Genomic DNA, 15410 nt, shown 5'->3' with positions numbered 1-15410 from the left:
GGCGCCTTCGGCTGAACCTTCCGCCGGACAGGTCGCCCGCCCCGCCGATGGCGGGGTGAGCCGGCAACCCGTCACGGCGATGTGTGCGGGAACCGCTGCCTTTCCTCCAGCACGTTGAGATCCATGTGGTTGCGCATGTAGCGCTCCGAAGCCTTCTGCAGCGGCTGGTAGTCCCAGGGATAGTAGGAGCCGTTGCGCAGGGCGGTGTAGACGACCCATCGCCGCGCCTGGCTTTCGCGGACCGCGGCGTCGAAGGCCCGAAGGTTCCAGCGCTTCCCGCATTCGGCGGTCAGGCCGGCGAGCGTTTCGCCGTGACGCGGGTCCGCGGCGAGGTTCCGCATCTCGTCAGGGTCCGCCTCGACATCGAAGAGAAGCGGTGGGTCCTTCTCGCAGAGCGTCAGCTTGAAGGCGCCGGCCCGGAGCCCGACGAGCGGCGCCTCGGAGCCTTCGGCGGCATATTCCATCGGCACGGGCCCACGGCTTCTTTCGCCTTGGACGACGGGACCGAGGTCCTCGCCGTCGGTCCAGGGGCGCACGGACGCGATATCGATGCCGGCCAACGCCGCGATGGTCGGGGTGACGTCGAGCGTCGAGACGGGCGTTTCGACGAGGGCGGGCTCCCAGCCGGCGGCCGATATCATCAGCGGCACGCGCGCCGATCCTTCGAAGAAGCTCATCTTGAACCAGAGACCGCGTTCCCCGAGCATGTCGCCGTGATCGGAGACGAACAGGATGACGGTATCCCGATCCATGCCGGTCCGCTCCAGCACGTCGATGATCTCGCCGATCTTCTCGTCGACATAGGTGATGTTGGCGAAGTAGCCGCGGCGCGCGCGCCGCACATCCTCGTCGGTAATCTCGAACGCGTCGTGGTCACAGGCGACGAGGAGACGTTGCGAATGGGGATCCTGTTCGTCGAAGGAGATGGCGCCGACCTTCGGGTCGAGCGCCGGGCAATCCTCGTAGATATCCCAGAAGCGCTTGCGGGCGACGTAAGGATCGTGCGGGTGGGTGAAGCTCACCGTCAGGCACCACGGACGGCCGTCGTTGCCGCGTGCGAGATCGTAGAGCTTGCGGGTCGCGTGATAGGCGACCTCGTCATCATATTCCATCTGGTTGGTGATCTCGGCCGTCCCGGCCCCGGTGACGGAGCCGAGATTGTGATACCACCAGTCGATCCGCTCGCCGGGCTTCCGATAGTCGGGCGTCCAGCCGAAGTCGGCCGGGTAGATGTCCGTCGTCAGCCTCTCCTCGAAGCCGTGGAGCTGGTCGGGTCCGACGAAATGCATCTTCCCCGAAAGGCAGGTCTGGTAACCCGCCGCCCGGAGATGATGGGCAAAGGTCGGAATGTCGGAGGCAAACTCGGCCGCATTGTCGTAGACGCGCGTGCGGCTCGGCAGCTGGCCCGACATGAAGGATGCCCGCGCCGGCGCGCAGAGCGGGCTTGCCGTATAGGTGTTGGCGAAGCGCACGGAGCGTTCCGCCAGAGCCTTCAGGTTCGGCGCGTGCAGGAAGTCGGCGGGACCGTCCGGAAACAGCGTTCCGTTCAGCTGATCCACCATGAGGACGAGAATGTTCGGTCGCGCCATGATGTCTTTCCTGCTCAGAGCCCGAGGGACGCCTTGACGGCCTCGAGGCCCGGAGCGCCGTCGAACGTCGTCACGTCGTCACGCCGTCAAGCCAGGGGCCGAGGGACTGCGGGTTCTCCTTCAGCCAGGCGGTGGCCGCTGCCTTCGGCTCCTCGCCGCCGAGGATCTTCCCCATCAGGGTATTTTCCATGCCGATGTCGAAGGTGAGTTGTTTGAAGAAACGTGCGGCGTTGGGGCACATCTCCGTCCAGCCGGTCCGCGCCAGCGTGTAGACCTCGGCCCCGCCGTAATTCGGGCCGAAATAGGCGTCTCCGCCGGAGAGATAGGTGAGTTCGAACTGGTTGTTCATCGGATGCGGCGCCCAGGCGAGGAAGACGATCGCCGCCTTCTTCTCGGCGGCCCGCTCCACCTGGGCCAGCATCGCCTGTTCGCTCGACTCGACGAGCTTCCAGCCGCTGAGCCCGAACTCGCCGGCATCGATCATCTTCTGGATATTGCCGTTGGCAGGAGCGCCCGGCTCGATGCCGTAGATCGACCGGTCGAATTCGCCGGCGTGCTTCTGAAGGTCGGAAAAGTCCTTGACGCCCTCGGCGGCGACGTAGGACGGCACGGCAAGCGTGAATTTCGCGCCCTCGAGGTTCCGGCCGACGATCTCGATGGCATCGGCCTTCTTCAGATCGTCGATGAACGCCTTCTGCGCCGGCATCCAGTTGCCGAGGAAGACGTCGATCTCCTTGTTCTTCATCGCCTCGTAGCCGATCGGCACCGAAAGCGTCTTGACCTCGGCTTCGTAGCCGAGGCCCGAGAGCAGGACGCCGGCGACGCCGTTCGTCGCGGTGATGTCGGTCCAGCCGGGATCCGACATCCGGATGGTCTTGCAGGCCTCGTCTTCACCGGCACGGGCTGTCCCCGCGACGGAAACCGAGACAAGGATCGCCAGCGTGACGCCGGCAGCGACAGGATTCTTCCTCATTTTCATTCCCCTTGTTATTTGATTTTCGTATTCGTGGGTCTATTTTCTCTCCTCGTGAAGATGGGCTTTCTCGATGCTTGCCATAAGGATTTTCGATGCGAAGGCGACCGGTTGACCTCGGCTGGATGCGTGTGTTCGTCGAGGCGACGAGACAGGGCAGTCTGACCGCGGCGGCAAACGTGCTGAACATGTCGCAACCGGCGATCAGCTATCACATCCGGCGCGCCGAGGAGGACGTCGGGGTCGCGCTCTTCGAGCGCGTTCACCGTGGTGTCGAACTCACGCCGGCGGGGCGGGCTCTTTACGAAATCGCCCGGCGGGCGGTCGGAGACATCGACGACGCGGTGCGCGGATTTCACGTCGAGCGCGACCGCGCCACGATCCGGCTGCTGACCGACTATGCCTTCTCCTCGCTCTGGCTGATGCCGCGGATGCAGGCGGTTCGGCGGCTCCATCCCGAGCTGGACATCCAGATCGTCGCGACGCAGCGGTTCCAGCAGGCCCGCCTCGGCGAAAACGAGATTGCCGTCGTCTTCGGAGGCAAGAGCGAGATGAAGGCGGACGCCGTCCTGCTCGTGCCGGAGGTCGTCACGCCGGTGTGCACGCCCGCGTTTGCCGAGAGGAACGGACCGTTCGACGAGCCGTCCTCGCTCGCGCGATCGACGCTGATCCATCTCGACAGTCCTTCGCAGGCGCCATGGTTCGAATGGACGACCTATCTGTCGCATTTTGGCGCGAAGAGGGAGGCGCAGGCCGGTCATGTCGACCTGACCTTCAACACCTATTCTCTCGTCGTGCAGGCCGCGATTGCGGGTCAGGGCATTGCCATCGGATGGGAGGGCCTCGTCGATGCCTCCATGATGTCGGGCGTTCTCCGAGCCGCCGGACCGACGCTCCAGGCGCCGGGGCGCGGCTACTGGCTGATGCAGCCGGACCAGCCCGGCCGTCATGTCGAATGGCTGGCGAGGTGGCTGGTGAGCGAGGCAAAGGACAATGGCTGGTGTGCCGGCGTCTGAGGGTAACGGCTGCTCGCATCTCGGCCTCCTTCGCCCGGCTGGCGTCCACTGCCACGGGAAAGACCGGTGACGGTCCGTGGCTCCGCCAGATTGTCAAAAATCCCAAAGCTCCGCCGCCGGTCGGGATCGCTCCCTCCGGATCGGGTCATTTCAGTCTCGGACGCGGCGCCGCAGGGGGCCTGTCAGAGTATGCGTATGTGGCTCCTTGCGGCGCCCCGTTCGGCGTTCTTTCCCGCTGCATGCGTCTCTCTGGCAAGGCGGCGCCTTTGCCGAAACCTGGAGTCTCGGCATCGGCCGGCGCGGATCGGCATCGAACGCTCATCCGTCCGGTGACGGACCTTCGCTGACGCCTGGCCGGTGGCCCGGGAAGATCCCGCCGGATGGTACCGTCCGGCCTGACCCTCGCCGGCAGATGATCCCGGATCATTCACGATCCTTGGGCTCACCCCGCCGTCTTTTCGCCGGGGGGCTTTTTCAAGCTCCCAGGGCGCCTGTCTGTGTGCCTCCAAGGCACGCCCGCGTTAGCGGCGGTGACGGCGAGCCGGTCCGGACCGTTTCGCCTTCCGCCTCCCGCGGAGGGAGACCGTTGCAGCGGCCAGAGCTTTCGACCTGCGACAGTCGTCCACCCCGGCGCCGGTCCCGCCTCGCCGGACTTCGCATGGCCCGGTGTATCCGATGGCGGAACGGGGTTGATTCTACGACAGGCCGGAAGGGGGTGAATGAAAATGGGTACCGGGGATTGATTTTACTGGGAAAGTTTTGCGGTGAGGCCGAAGGTGGGGGGCGGTATTCCTCTTGTCCCCGAGGGGAGAAGAGGGAGCACGCGGCGCCGCCGTCAGCCGTTCCCTCGCCCCGCTTGCGGGGAGAGGGTCAGGGTGAGGGGCAAAGGTGAGGGACGCGGCGGGTGGGCCTGACCCGAGGATCCACGCCGTGCTGCCGGCCGCGCGAGGGCGGTTTCGATGCTCGGTCAGACGATCCCGCGCTGCCCTAGCGACGACACCCGCAACCTCCGGCGCCGGCTGATTTCGCGGTCGCGTCGGCCGCGCAGCAGGCCGTGACGTCGACTTTCGACGGGCCGCCGCAGCCGCTCGTGGCCGGTTCGGGCGTTTTCAGCGGGGATCCGCAGCACGCGTCGCCTAAGACCGAGCCGGTCTTGCATACCCCCGTTTCCGGAAGTTTCAGCCGGACCTCGCGGGCGGCCGCATGGTCGCCGGCCAGTTCTGCGACGATCGAGCGGACCTGTTCGTAACCCGTCGTCATCAGGAAGGTCGGGGCACGGCCGTAGCTCTTCATGCCGACGATGTAGAAGTCCTTCTCCGGATGGGCGAGTTCGACGACGCCGTGCGGCCGGACGGTGCCGCACGAATGCAGGTTCGGGTCGATCAGCGGCGCGAGCTTCGGCGTCGTTTCCACGACCGGATCGAGGGACAGGCGCAGCTCACCGAGAATGGACAAATCCGGCCGGAAGCCGGTCGCGACGACGATCCTGTCGACGTCGAGCGTGACCGGACGGCCGTTTTCCTCGGCCTCGACGGAGAGCCCGCCGGCCGAGGCTTCGATGCGCCGCACGGCAAAGGGGGACCGCAGCGTGACGTGGCCGGACCGGATCGCCTCCGCGGCCCGCAGGCCGAGGCGGCCGCGGCCGGGCAATTCGTCGCCGAGCCCGCCGCCGAGCAGGCGCTCGACGCCGCCGGCGCGGGTCGCCCAGGTTATCCGGGTGTCGGGCTTCTCGTCGCGAAGCGCCATCAGGTCGAGTGCTGCATTGATCGCCGAGTGTCCGGCGCCGACGACGAGGGTGTGGCACCCCGCATAGCGGTCGCGCTGCGCGCCGAGCACATCCGGGATGCCGTAGGCGATGCGGTCCGCGTTCTCGACCTCGCCCTCGACAGGCAGGCCATCGAGGCCGATCGGATTGGGTCGTATCCAGGTGCCGGAGGCATCGATGACCGCCCGGGCGAGCATCGTGTTGCGTCTTCCGTTACCGTCTCGCCAGACGATGACGAAGGGGGCGTCCTCGCGGTCGTCGGATCCGAGCCTCGAATGGTCCTTCCGGCTTACAGAGACGACCTCGGCTTTCAATTGCAGGCGCGGGGCGATGGAGGGGTGGGCGGCGAGGGGTGCGAGGTAGTCGCGGATCAGCTCGCCGCCCGTCGGGATATGGTCGGGCTGCGGCATCGACCATCCGACGGACTCGAGAAGCCCGCGCGCGGCCGCGTCGATGTTGTACTCCCATGGGGAGAAGATCCGCACGTGAGCCCAGTCCGCAATCGTCGCGCCGGCTGCGTCTCCCCGCTCGAAGATGACCGGTTCCAGCCCGCGTGCCAGGAGATGTGCGGCCGCCGCCAGGCCCACGGGGCCGGCTCCGATGACCGCGACGGGCAGCGTATCCATGTTTGCCATTGTTGGTGTCTCCATTGTTCTAGAAATACAGAAATAGCTGACGCGAAATTTCCCTGTCGTCTTCCGTCGCTAGCGGCAGTCGCCCGTCGTCCGCTCGTCGGCACAGCACTCGTTGGCGAGAAAGCCCAGAAGAGCGCTCATCGTGGCGTATTCGGCATGACAGATCAGGCTTGTGCCCGACCGCTCCTGGCGAATGAGCCCGTTCTCCATGAGCCGCCGCAGGTGATGCGACAGAGTGGATGCCGGCATCGACAATCGCTCCTGCAACTGGCCGACGGCGAGGCCGCCGTGTCCGGCGCGCACAAGCGTCCGATAGATGTTGAGCCGGGTGGTATTTCCCAATGCTTCGAGCTGTCGAGAGGCTATTTCCATGTTCATGGAAATAAGATGGACCGGCCGCGTGTTCGCGTCAAGGGCTATTTTGACAAATATGGAAATAGGTCTGCGGGAACTGCCGGCCGTCATCCTGAAGCACGATGCGAAGAGCCTCGTCATCGACGGCACGGAAACCTTTTCGCGAGGACGTTTCCTCCGCGGCGAGGCTTTTGTCCCGGACCGTCCGCTCTCCGCCGAAGGTGGGTTCGCACGCGCCGCTGCACTGTCACGGGCCCGCGATCGCCCTGACCGCTCCGGCCGAAGATTGTTCCCTCATGCCGCGTTGCGCGGCGTTTGCGGCCCCGTGCGGGTATCAGGGGAGTACATCGCAGGTGTCGTTCCGGCGAATGTTACTTGCAAGCATAACTTGCAATATTTCGTTCTTTCATGACGGCCACCGAGCCGCGGGAAGCACAATCGCGTCCTTACGGATTTTTGTCTCGATCTGAGGCAGTAAACATCTCAGTTCCAGCGCGCCGGAAACCATGGGCATGTTTACTCCGGCTGCGTCTTCGGTTAAAAATCCCCTAAGAATGTGGGGAACACTACTGAGTGAGCCCGGACTTATGCCGAGATTCTGCTTTCATGTGGCCGAGGGAAAATAGCCCGTTTTAGGTTGTTCCGCACGGTCGACCAGCCAAAGTAGGTATAAGTCGCCCCTGCGCATTTGGGGGGTTTTTGCGATATGCTGTTCCCGTCACAATGCTCAGGCCTTCCAGACGCAGTATTCGTCTCACCCATGAGGGTTAGCTCCATCGAATATATAACCCAATATAGTCGTTTTCTTTACGGACAATTCATATTATTGTCTGTTGCTAATATAAGAGAGCTGAGCGGGCGACGTGCGTGCCCAAAGGCCGAGAGTACCGAGTAATTGTGTGAAAAGGGAGCAGACCATGCAGATGATGGAGACGAGAGCGGCACACTCCGCGCATATCCCAAAGAGTGAACTTCGTCCGCAAACGATACTCATGATCGCCAAGAAGGACCTCCTCTCTGAATGCCTGGCGGAAGTTCTTTCAAAGAAATTTCCGGGCTATGACGTGGTCATTCACGGGCGTGACGACGCCGTCACGAAGGATGTCGAGGGTTTTGCGACGCTCGTCCTTCTCTATCGTCTTCCGTTCGAAGACATAATGGCGGTCTTGCAGCGGCTGAAGATCAAGAATTCCGACACCTCCGTCGGCATCGTGGTGGAATCGATCAGCAAACTCGAATGCCAGCTCGCGACACTGGCGGAGTCCCGCGAAATCGCCGGGGTTCTTCCGGCCAATCTGCGACTGGACGTGTTCGTTGCCGCGGTCGAACTGCTGGTCAAGGGGGGAGAGCATTTCCCTTCGGCCCTGCTGCACCTGCTGAGCAGCGAGCCACAATCTGCCGTCGACCCAGACTTCGACGGCCGGCTCGTCGCCACCACCAGACCCGTCCATGAGGCGTCTGCCACGGGTAGTACGTCTGCGCTCACCACCCGCGAGGTGCAGATCCTCGACCTCATCTGCGACGGCACGCAGAACAAGATCATCGCCGGCCGTCTCGGGCTCTCCGAAAACACCGTCAAGGTGCACGTCCGGAACATCTACAAGAAGATGAAGGTTCGGAACCGCACCGAGGCAGCCTCTTATTTCTTCGGCGCCGGCCGTATCGGCGGTGCCGTACGACAGAACTAGCCGGGAAATCCGGCGTCGCTAGCGCAAGAAACAGCGCGACTTCCGTCCGAAACCGCTCGCCGAACAGATATAGGGAGCGGATCCGAGATAGCTCGTCATCTGGGCCTTGGCCAGAGCCGGCTTTCTCGGCGCTTCGGCCGTGCGTCCCAGCGGAACGGTCTCACTATAGCCATAGCTGGCCTTTGCCACCGGCGTCGTGCCGGGGATTACTCCCCCGCGTTGTGCCAACGGCGCGCGTGGGGCGTCCTCACCCGCCACGAAGGCGCAGGATGTCGGTACGGTCACGCTCACACATACCGTAGCGATGAGCCCTGTGCCGCGGGCGCGGCTCTTCAGGATGGTCCAGAAATTCGTCGTCACCTCATTCCTCCGACGCTGATGATGTCCCTTTCGGATTAACTATCCCACTCAAAGGTTACCGAATATCGCTATATTAGAAAATTCTGTGGATAACCCCCTGCGTCGATGGAGGGGCCTGGGGGTTAGGCGGGTTAGCAACCAAGTATAATCCTTAAGTAATACCCGTAATCAATTCGTACTTTATGCTTAAAAAAGATTGACGATTTATTAAAATTGACGCGTAATTGCTATGAAACGAGAGGCGGCCAAAGAGTTTTGCGTGGACGGCACAAGCTGATCTCGCGAAAATTCTGCCAGTTCCTTTCCTTTCCAAAGATGTTGTTTTCACGCTGCGCTCTCATCGAGAGCGCAGGCGGAGGGAGTGTGTGCAATGCGCAAGTTGTTTCCGAGTATTTCCCCGTCGCTCGATATGGCCTCCCAGGCCGTTCCGCGCGTGGTCCTGGTCAATGGTGGGGCCGGTTTCCTGGGCTCTCACCTCTGCGAACGGCTGCTCGCCGCCGGCGACACCGTGATCTGTGCCGACAACTTCCTCACCGGCCGTCGCGAGAATGTCGCGCATCTGATGGCAGACAGCCGTTTTCGCGTCGTCGAACAGGACGTGCGTAATCCCTATGACTTCGATGTCTCGCTGATCTTCAACTTCGCGTCACCGGCTTCCCCGCCCGACTACCAGCGCGATCCGGTCGGGACGCTGCTCACCAGCGTGATCGGCGCGGTCAACGCCCTTGATCTCGCACGCCGCACCGGCGCGACCGTCGTGCAGTCGTCGACCTCCGAGGTCTATGGCGATCCGCTCCAGCATCCGCAGCGGGAGAGCTATCTCGGCAACGTCAATCCGATCGGCCCGCGCGCTTGCTACGACGAAGGCAAACGCTGCGCCGAAACGCTGTTCTTCGACTACAATCGCAAATACGGCGTCGACATCCGTGTCGGCCGCATCTTCAACACCTACGGCCCGCGCATGCGCCTCGACGACGGCCGCGTGGTGTCGAACTTCATCGTCCAGGCGCTGCAGAACAAGGACATGACCGTCTACGGCGACGGGCGGCAGACGCGCTCGCTCTGCTATGTCGACGATCTCGTCGAAGCCTTCATGCGGTTCGCCCGCGCCGACGGCCGCTCAACCGGTCCGATCAATCTCGGCAATCCGACGGAAATCCCGGTCATTCACCTGGCCGAGATGGTGCGCGAGCTCACCGGATCGCGGTCGCGGATCGTGCATCTGCCGGCCGTCGTCGACGATCCGAAGCAGCGGCGCCCCGACATCAGCCTCGCGGCGGAAGAACTCGGCTGGGCGCCACGCGTGCCGCTGACAGCCGGGCTCGCGAAGACGATCCGCTACTTCGACGCACTGCTCTCACGCACCGAAGCGGACGCCCGAAAGGCGATGGAGGCCGTCTGACATGTCACGCACCGTTCTCGTCACCGGAGGGGCTGGCTTCATCGGCAGCCACATCAGCAAGGCGCTCTTCAGGGCCGCCTACCAGCCCGTCGTCTACGACAATCTCTCCACCGGTCACGCCGATGCGGTCAGATGGGGGCCCCTGGTGGTCGGCGACGTCGCCGACGCCAGAACCCTTCGCCGGGCGATCGAGGAATTCGCCCCGGCCTGCATCGTCCATTGCGCGGCCAATGCCTATGTCGGCGAGTCCGTCCAGAACCCGCGCAAATACTACGCCAATAATGTCGGCGGCGGTCTCACCCTGCTCGAGACCGCCCTCGACATGGGGCTGACGAACATCGTCTTCTCGAGCAGCTGCGCGACCTACGGTGTGCCCGAGCGCCTGCCGATCGACGAGGAAAGCCCGCAGGTGCCGATCAACCCCTATGGCCGCACCAAGCTGGTCTTCGAGATGATGCTCGAGGATTTCGCCGCCGCGCACGGCGTCCGCTTCGTCGCGCTTCGCTACTTCAATGCCGCCGGCGCCGATCCGGACGGCGAGCTTCGCGAGCGCCACGATCCGGAGACCCACATCATTCCGCGGGCATTGCTCGCCGCCGTCGGGCACCTGCCGCACTTCGAGGTCTTCGGCCGCGACTATCCGACGTCGGACGGCACTTGCGTGCGCGACTTCATCCATGTGAGCGATCTCGCCGAAGCGCATGTCGCGGCGGTGGATCACCTTCTCTTCGGAGGAGAGACGCTGCGTCTCAACCTCGGCTCCGGTCGAGGGACGTCCGTCGGCGAGATCATCGAGGCGATCGGCCGCATCACCGGCCGCAACGTGCCCGTCGAATACGGGCCGCGCCGTCCGGGCGACCCGCCGATCCTCTTTGCCGAAACCGGCCGGGCGAGCGAACGCCTGGGCTTCCGGCCGCAGCTCTCCGACATCGACACGATCATACGGACCGCCTGCCCGACCTTCGGCCTGGAGGCACGGATATGAGCGAGAGCCTGACGAGAACCAAGAGGGAGGCGCCGGCGGCGCCAGCGATCCTGGAGCCGATCTTCACCGGCCGACGCCGGTTCGGCTACTGGATGGGCATTCTCGCCTGGCTCGTCGCGCTCGGTTTCTTCTGGACGTGGTGGCTCGATCCCGCCCATGTGATCGGATGGGGCGCCTGGCTCATCGTCACGCTGGTCGTCGCCTGGGTGACGCTGCTGCCGGCCTATTTCATCTTCATCTTTCTCGGCGCCCGACGGGTGAGCAGGACGGCACCGCTACCGCAGGGGCGGGTGGCGATGGTCGCCACCAAGGCGCCCTCCGAACCCTTCGAGGTCGTCCAGAAGACCCTGCTCGCCATGCTGGCACAGGAGGGACTGTCCTTCGATGTGTGGCTGGCGGACGAAGATCCCGACGAGGAGACCCGGCGCTGGTGCGCGGAGCACGGCATCCGGATTTCGAGCCGCAAGGGCGTCGAGGCCTATCACCGCAGCGAATGGCCGCGCCGCACGCGCTGCAAGGAAGGCAATCTCGCCTATTTCTACGATCAGTACGGCTATGATGCCTACGAATTCGTCGCCCAGTTCGATGCCGATCACGTGCCCGATCCCACGTACCTGCGGGAGGTGATCCGACCTTTTTCCGACCCGCGGGTCGGTTATGTCTCGGCGCCGAGCATCTGCGACGCCAACGCTGCGCAAAGCTGGGCTGCGCGCGGGCGCCTCTATGCCGAAGCGAGCCTGCACGGCTCGCTGCAGGCCGGCTACAACAACGGCTGGGCGCCGCTCTGCATCGGCTCGCATTACGCGGTGCGCACGGCGGCGCTGAAGGAGATCGGCGGCCTCGGCCCGGAACTCGCCGAAGACCATTCGACCACGCTGATGATGAATGCCGCCGGCTGGCGCGGCGTGCACGCGCTCGACGCGATCGCCCACGGCGACGGGCCGGCGACCTTCGCCGACCTCGCCGTCCAGGAATTCCAGTGGTCGCGAAGCCTCGTCACCATCCTGTTGCAGTATTCCCGTCCGCTCGTCCGGCGCCTGCCGCTGCGGCTCAAGTTCCAGTTCCTGTTCTCGCAGCTCTGGTATCCGCTCTTTTCGGGCATGATGGCGCTGATGTTCCTGCTGCCGCTCGTCGCGCTCGTCGATGGACGCGTCTTCGTCAACGTCACCTATCCGGCCTTCCTCCTGCATTTCGCGCCGCTGTCGATGGTGCTGATCGTGCTCGCCTTCTTCTGGAGGCGGACCGAGACCTACCGCCCGCACGACGCCAAACTCTTCGGCTGGGAGGGGATTGCCTTCATCCTTCTGCGCTGGCCGTGGTCGCTGGCGGGCGTCATCGCCGCCGTCCGCGATGCGATCGCCAGGAGTTTCGTCGACTTCCGCATCACGCCGAAAGGAAAGCAGGAGCGCGCCCTGCTGCCGGTCCGTGTCATTACGCCGTATGCCGTGCTGACGGTGGCATCCGCAGCGGCGATCGCACTCGCGCCACAGCAGAATTCTGCCGCGGGCTTCTATCTCTTCGTCGGGATCAACGTCGCGCTCTACGCGCTGCTCGGACTGATGGTCGTGGTGCGCCACGCAATCGAGAACGGGCTTGCGGCCATTCCGGTTTCCCGCGGGCTTGCCGCGACACTCGCGAGCACCGTGTTCGCCGTCGTCGTCGGCGGTGCGGAACTCGGTCGGCACGGCGTCGGCTCGATCGAGGCGCTTGCCTCCGGGCAGGACGTCGTCAGCTTCACGGAAACCCGTTTCACCGTCGCCGGAGCCGGTTTCGCCGGCAAGACAACCGTAACGCGCTTGCGCATCCGCTGGCACGGCTTCGAAGCCGTGCGCGCTGCGGGCGCAGAGAAATCCGATGTGTAGCACCGGGCAATGCCGCTCCGTGTGTCGTGTTCAAAGGAGGGTGCAAATGAAAGGATTCTTCAAAACCGCAACGGCCGCGTGCCTGTTGCTCGGCCTCGTCTCGCCTTTCGCCGTGTCGGCGGGAGAGCGGGCGCCGAAGATGAAGGTCGAGCCGTTGACCGCGCGCGAGCTCACACAGATCTATGGTGACAAGACCTGGACCTGGAACACCGGCGGTGGCCGCTTCAACGGCAGGCAACACGGTTTCGTCGCCTGGACGAACGAGAAGAACAAGCCGTCCTTCGGCGAGGGCCGCTGGGCCGTCGACGACAACGGCAAGCTCTGCATCTTCGCCAAGTGGACTGCCGCCGACGGCGCTGGCCGCGCCGCCACCTGCTTCGGCCACGCCAAGGTCGGCGCCACCATCTACCAGCGACGTCACCCGTTCGGCAACTGGTACGTCTTCCGTCATGCCAAGCCGCGCGCGAGCGACGAGTTCCGCAAGCTCGTCGATGCAGACACGGTCGGCCCAAAGGCCGCCCGCCTGAAGAAGACACTCGCCGCGACGAGATGAACGAGAAAGGACAACACGATGAAAACGCTGAAACAGAAAGCACTCGCAGCAACCGCCATGGTGCTGCTGCTGGCCGGCGCATCCGTTCCGATGAGCCAGGCGCAGAATGCCGGCGGGATGGCGGGCAACGCCGTACAGTCCATCATGGACAAGCGGCCGGTCGTTCACCCCGGCGGGCTGACCTTCGGTGCCTATGATCCCCACGGCGACTTCGCCGAGCAGAAGGACCTCGGCATCGAGGGTCTCTTCCTGCCCTGGGAAGACGTCGACCTGGAATCGTTGAGGGCGGCTGACGGATACGCGCTGGCGAGAAACCGTACGCTGCTGATCACCATCGAACCGTGGTCGTGGGACGTCAATTGGCGGCTCACCGCAAATCAACTGCGGATGAAGGTGCTGAACGGCGATTATGACGTCAACATGCGCACGATCGCCGCGATCATCGGCCAGATGAAGAGCCCGGTGATCGTCCGCTGGGGGCAGGAGATGGAGGATACCTCCGGTCGCTTCTCCTGGGCCGGATGGGACCCGCAGTCCTATCTCACCGCCTATCACCGGATGATGGACATCGTCCGCAAGGAGGCTCCGCAGGCGAAGATCATGTGGTCGCCGAAGGGCTTGCCCAATCTCAAGAACTACTATCCCGGTGACGACTACGCCGACTATATCGGTCTTTCGGTCTTCGGGCTGGAGGGGTACGACGAGCGTGCCTACGGAGCGCCACGCACCGTCCCGGAAAGCGTGAAGCAGGGCTACGATCTCGTTCAGGGCTACGGCAAGCCGGTATGGATCGCCGAGTTCGGTTACGAGGGCGGAGACAACTATCTGCGCTCGTGGATGCAGGATGCGACCGTCAAGCGTCCGGAATTCCCGAGGCTCGAGGCTGTCGTCTACTTCAACGACAAGGAGGTCCACCCCTGGCCGTATGACCTCGGCCGTCCGAACTGGCGCGTCGTGCGGGAGCCGGCTGTCAACTAACCCGTTGCGTCGCTTTGCGGGCGCAACGCAAGGCGGCGCGTGCTGGAAGCTTGCGGTCCTTCCCCCACCTTTGGCCCTCGCTTCCTCCCGGCGGCTGGAGGCCGCAGTGTTTCGAGAGAACGCCCCGTCCTCGGAACACAGGTTGCCTCCAGTCGCTGCCTTTCGGCGCCTCCACGCCTGTAACGTCGTTCCCGGACAAAGACCCCGGCAGCAAGGGAGAGTGCGAGGATCAACTCGCGCGTTTTCATGGTATACGTATCATTTCGGCGACCGAAACGGGCCAACCCCGGCGTTGTCGCGATGCGGGCGGCGACATGCCGCCCGGGCCCGCTGCCCGGCCCGGAGACGAAAAGGGGAAACAGGATGAACACCGCCAATCCGCAGCTCGAAGGCCTCTACCTCGCCTTGTCGGCGCTTTGTGATCTGCTGGTCGACAAGGGCGTGGTCGAACGCGAGGAATTGCACGACGCCTTGCAGAAGGCGGAACGGACCGCCGTCGCCGAGAGCCATGTCGACGGAGATACCGAATCCCGCCGCAAGGCAATCGCCTTTCCGATCCATTTTCTGCTTCTCGCAAGCAAGTGCACGGCGCGCGGTGAGGTTCCGAGCTTCCACGAGCTCACGCGGCAGATCGGCCGGGGCGGCTGACGAAGCCGAAGCCGGGCCTCGGATACGGGAACATGGCCGGGCGGCACGTTGTTCTGCCCGGTGAGCACCGGCGGCTCCGCGGTGTCTGGCGGACCGGCGGAACCCTGCAAATGGATGAAAAGGAGTGTTCACATGCCTCTCACCCTGATCAGCCCCGCCTTCGCCGACGGCGAGAAAATCCCCGACAAGCATGCGCGCCGCGGCGAAAACATCATGCCGCCGCTGAAGTGGAGCGGGGTGCCGCAAGGAACCCGCAGCTTTGTGCTGGTCATCGAAGACCCCGACGCGCCGAACGGCACGTTCCATCATCTCGGCATGTTCAACATTCCGGCCGACTGGGTCTCCCTGCAGGAGAGCGCCGATACCGCGCCCGGCGGGCGGCCGCGTTTTGTCGCCAACGACTTCGGCCACGCCCGCTATGACGGGCCGCAGCCGCCGGCGGGCCACGGCGTCCACCGCTATTTCTTCCGGCTTGCGGCGCTCGACGTGCCGACGCTGTCGCCGATGAGTTCGGCGAAGGTGGGCGAGCTCTGGCGGGAGGCGAAGAAGCACGCGCTCGCCGAGGCGAGCGTGATGGGCACCTACGAGACGCGGGGGTGAGG

Annotated in this window: 14 protein-coding genes and 1 pseudogene; 10 read left to right on the top strand and 5 right to left on the bottom strand. The window is 64.4% G+C overall.

Features of this window, described 5'->3' with window-relative positions; translation table 11 throughout:
• Positions 1–71 precede the first annotated feature (71 nt).
• Together betC and choX are read right to left on the bottom strand one after the other, a co-directional pair.
• On the bottom strand, positions 72–1589 hold the full coding sequence (gene betC / locus DFR48_RS18120; protein ID WP_114364622.1) for a choline-sulfatase: 1518 nt from the start codon (positions 1587–1589) through the stop codon (positions 72–74).
• A gap of 14 nt (positions 1590–1603) precedes the next feature.
• A pseudogene (gene choX / locus DFR48_RS18115) lies at positions 1604–2562 on the bottom strand (choline ABC transporter substrate-binding protein).
• Between the two features lie 95 nt (positions 2563–2657).
• On the opposite strand from choX, the gene DFR48_RS18110 reads away from it, so the two are divergent.
• The gene (locus DFR48_RS18110) at positions 2658–3578 is read left to right on the top strand and encodes a choline sulfate utilization transcriptional regulator (RefSeq protein WP_114364621.1); all 921 of its coding nucleotides are present in this window, start codon (positions 2658–2660) and stop codon (positions 3576–3578) included.
• 987 nt (positions 3579–4565) lie between these two features.
• On the opposite strand, the gene DFR48_RS18105 is transcribed toward DFR48_RS18110, so the two are convergent.
• Together DFR48_RS18105 and DFR48_RS18100 are read right to left on the bottom strand one after the other, a co-directional pair.
• Positions 4566–5978, bottom strand: a complete 1413-nt coding sequence (locus tag DFR48_RS18105) for an FAD-dependent oxidoreductase (protein WP_170141923.1) — start codon at positions 5976–5978, stop codon at positions 4566–4568.
• 69 nt (positions 5979–6047) lie between these two features.
• Positions 6048–6356, bottom strand: coding sequence for an ArsR/SmtB family transcription factor (locus DFR48_RS18100; protein WP_114364703.1), 309 nt, complete (start codon positions 6354–6356; stop codon positions 6048–6050).
• On the opposite strand from DFR48_RS18100, the gene DFR48_RS21800 reads away from it, so the two are divergent.
• Complete coding sequence (locus DFR48_RS21800; RefSeq protein ID WP_147273557.1) at positions 6349–6744, top strand: hypothetical protein; 396 nt, start codon at positions 6349–6351, stop codon at positions 6742–6744. The genes DFR48_RS18100 and DFR48_RS21800 overlap by 8 nt on opposite strands.
• Positions 6745–7249: 505 nt before the next feature.
• Positions 7250–8020 (top strand): response regulator transcription factor, encoded by a 771-nt coding sequence (locus DFR48_RS18095; protein ID WP_374591103.1) that lies wholly within the window; start codon positions 7250–7252, stop codon positions 8018–8020.
• An 18-nt stretch (positions 8021–8038) separates the two neighbouring features.
• On the opposite strand, the gene DFR48_RS22115 is transcribed toward DFR48_RS18095, so the two are convergent.
• Positions 8039–8380, bottom strand: a complete 342-nt coding sequence (locus DFR48_RS22115; RefSeq protein ID WP_147273556.1) for a hypothetical protein — start codon at positions 8378–8380, stop codon at positions 8039–8041.
• Positions 8381–8789: 409 nt separating this feature from the next.
• Here DFR48_RS22115 and DFR48_RS18090 point away from each other — a divergent pair, with 409 nt between their 5' ends.
• The 7 genes from DFR48_RS18090 to DFR48_RS18060 all read left to right on the top strand — a co-directional run bounded on the left by DFR48_RS18090 (position 8790) and on the right by DFR48_RS18060 (position 15408).
• Positions 8790–9782, top strand: coding sequence for a UDP-glucuronic acid decarboxylase family protein (locus tag DFR48_RS18090; protein WP_245415657.1), 993 nt, complete (start codon positions 8790–8792; stop codon positions 9780–9782).
• 1 nt (position 9783) lies between these two features.
• Entirely contained in the window at positions 9784–10767 is a 984-nt protein-coding gene (gene galE, locus DFR48_RS18085; RefSeq protein ID WP_114364619.1) for a UDP-glucose 4-epimerase GalE, read from the top strand.
• Positions 10764–12629 (top strand): glycosyltransferase family 2 protein, encoded by a 1866-nt coding sequence (locus DFR48_RS18080; protein WP_114364618.1) that lies wholly within the window; start codon positions 10764–10766, stop codon positions 12627–12629. The genes galE and DFR48_RS18080 overlap by 4 nt, the downstream gene beginning before the upstream one ends.
• Before the next feature lie 46 nt (positions 12630–12675).
• On the top strand, positions 12676–13182 hold the full coding sequence (locus DFR48_RS18075) for a DUF995 domain-containing protein (protein WP_114364617.1): 507 nt from the start codon (positions 12676–12678) through the stop codon (positions 13180–13182).
• 18 nt (positions 13183–13200) lie between these two features.
• Positions 13201–14160: a glycoside hydrolase family 26 protein gene (locus DFR48_RS18070; protein ID WP_114364616.1), complete on the top strand. Its 960-nt coding sequence runs from the start codon at positions 13201–13203 to the stop codon at positions 14158–14160.
• A gap of 363 nt (positions 14161–14523) precedes the next feature.
• Positions 14524–14808 carry a hypothetical protein gene (locus DFR48_RS18065; protein ID WP_114364615.1) on the top strand — a complete coding sequence of 95 codons (285 nt, stop codon included), beginning with the start codon at positions 14524–14526 and terminating at the stop codon, positions 14806–14808.
• Positions 14809–14940: 132 nt separating this feature from the next.
• Entirely contained in the window at positions 14941–15408 is a 468-nt protein-coding gene (locus DFR48_RS18060) for a YbhB/YbcL family Raf kinase inhibitor-like protein (protein WP_114364614.1), read from the top strand.
• Positions 15409–15410 lie beyond the last annotated feature (2 nt).

Origin of the sequence: Ciceribacter lividus (genome assembly GCF_003337715.1) — a bacterium.
Taxonomy (GTDB): domain Bacteria; phylum Pseudomonadota; class Alphaproteobacteria; order Rhizobiales; family Rhizobiaceae; genus Allorhizobium; species Allorhizobium lividum.
Note: the sequence above shows the minus strand (reverse complement) of the source record. Positions and strands in the feature narration are given on the sequence as shown.

Bases quoted from the DNA above. Each gene is read 5' to 3' on its own strand.
- betC (WP_114364622.1), bottom strand. From the start codon at position 1,589: ATGGCGCGACCGAACATTCTCGTCCTCATGGTGGATCAGCTGAACGGA.
- DFR48_RS18110 (WP_114364621.1), top strand. From the start codon at position 2,658: ATGCGAAGGCGACCGGTTGACCTCGGCTGGATGCGTGTGTTCGTCGAG.
- DFR48_RS18105 (WP_170141923.1), bottom strand. From the start codon at position 5,978: ATGGCAAACATGGATACGCTGCCCGTCGCGGTCATCGGAGCCGGCCCC.
- DFR48_RS21800 (WP_147273557.1), top strand. From the start codon at position 6,349: ATGTTCATGGAAATAAGATGGACCGGCCGCGTGTTCGCGTCAAGGGCT.
- DFR48_RS18100 (WP_114364703.1), bottom strand. From the start codon at position 6,356: ATGAACATGGAAATAGCCTCTCGACAGCTCGAAGCATTGGGAAATACC.
- DFR48_RS18095 (WP_374591103.1), top strand. From the start codon at position 7,250: ATGCAGATGATGGAGACGAGAGCGGCACACTCCGCGCATATCCCAAAG.
- DFR48_RS18090 (WP_245415657.1), top strand. From the start codon at position 8,790: ATGGCCTCCCAGGCCGTTCCGCGCGTGGTCCTGGTCAATGGTGGGGCC.
- galE (WP_114364619.1), top strand. From the start codon at position 9,784: ATGTCACGCACCGTTCTCGTCACCGGAGGGGCTGGCTTCATCGGCAGC.
- DFR48_RS18080 (WP_114364618.1), top strand. From the start codon at position 10,764: ATGAGCGAGAGCCTGACGAGAACCAAGAGGGAGGCGCCGGCGGCGCCA.
- DFR48_RS18075 (WP_114364617.1), top strand. From the start codon at position 12,676: ATGAAAGGATTCTTCAAAACCGCAACGGCCGCGTGCCTGTTGCTCGGC.
- DFR48_RS18070 (WP_114364616.1), top strand. From the start codon at position 13,201: ATGAAAACGCTGAAACAGAAAGCACTCGCAGCAACCGCCATGGTGCTG.
- DFR48_RS18065 (WP_114364615.1), top strand. From the start codon at position 14,524: ATGAACACCGCCAATCCGCAGCTCGAAGGCCTCTACCTCGCCTTGTCG.
- DFR48_RS18060 (WP_114364614.1), top strand. From the start codon at position 14,941: ATGCCTCTCACCCTGATCAGCCCCGCCTTCGCCGACGGCGAGAAAATC.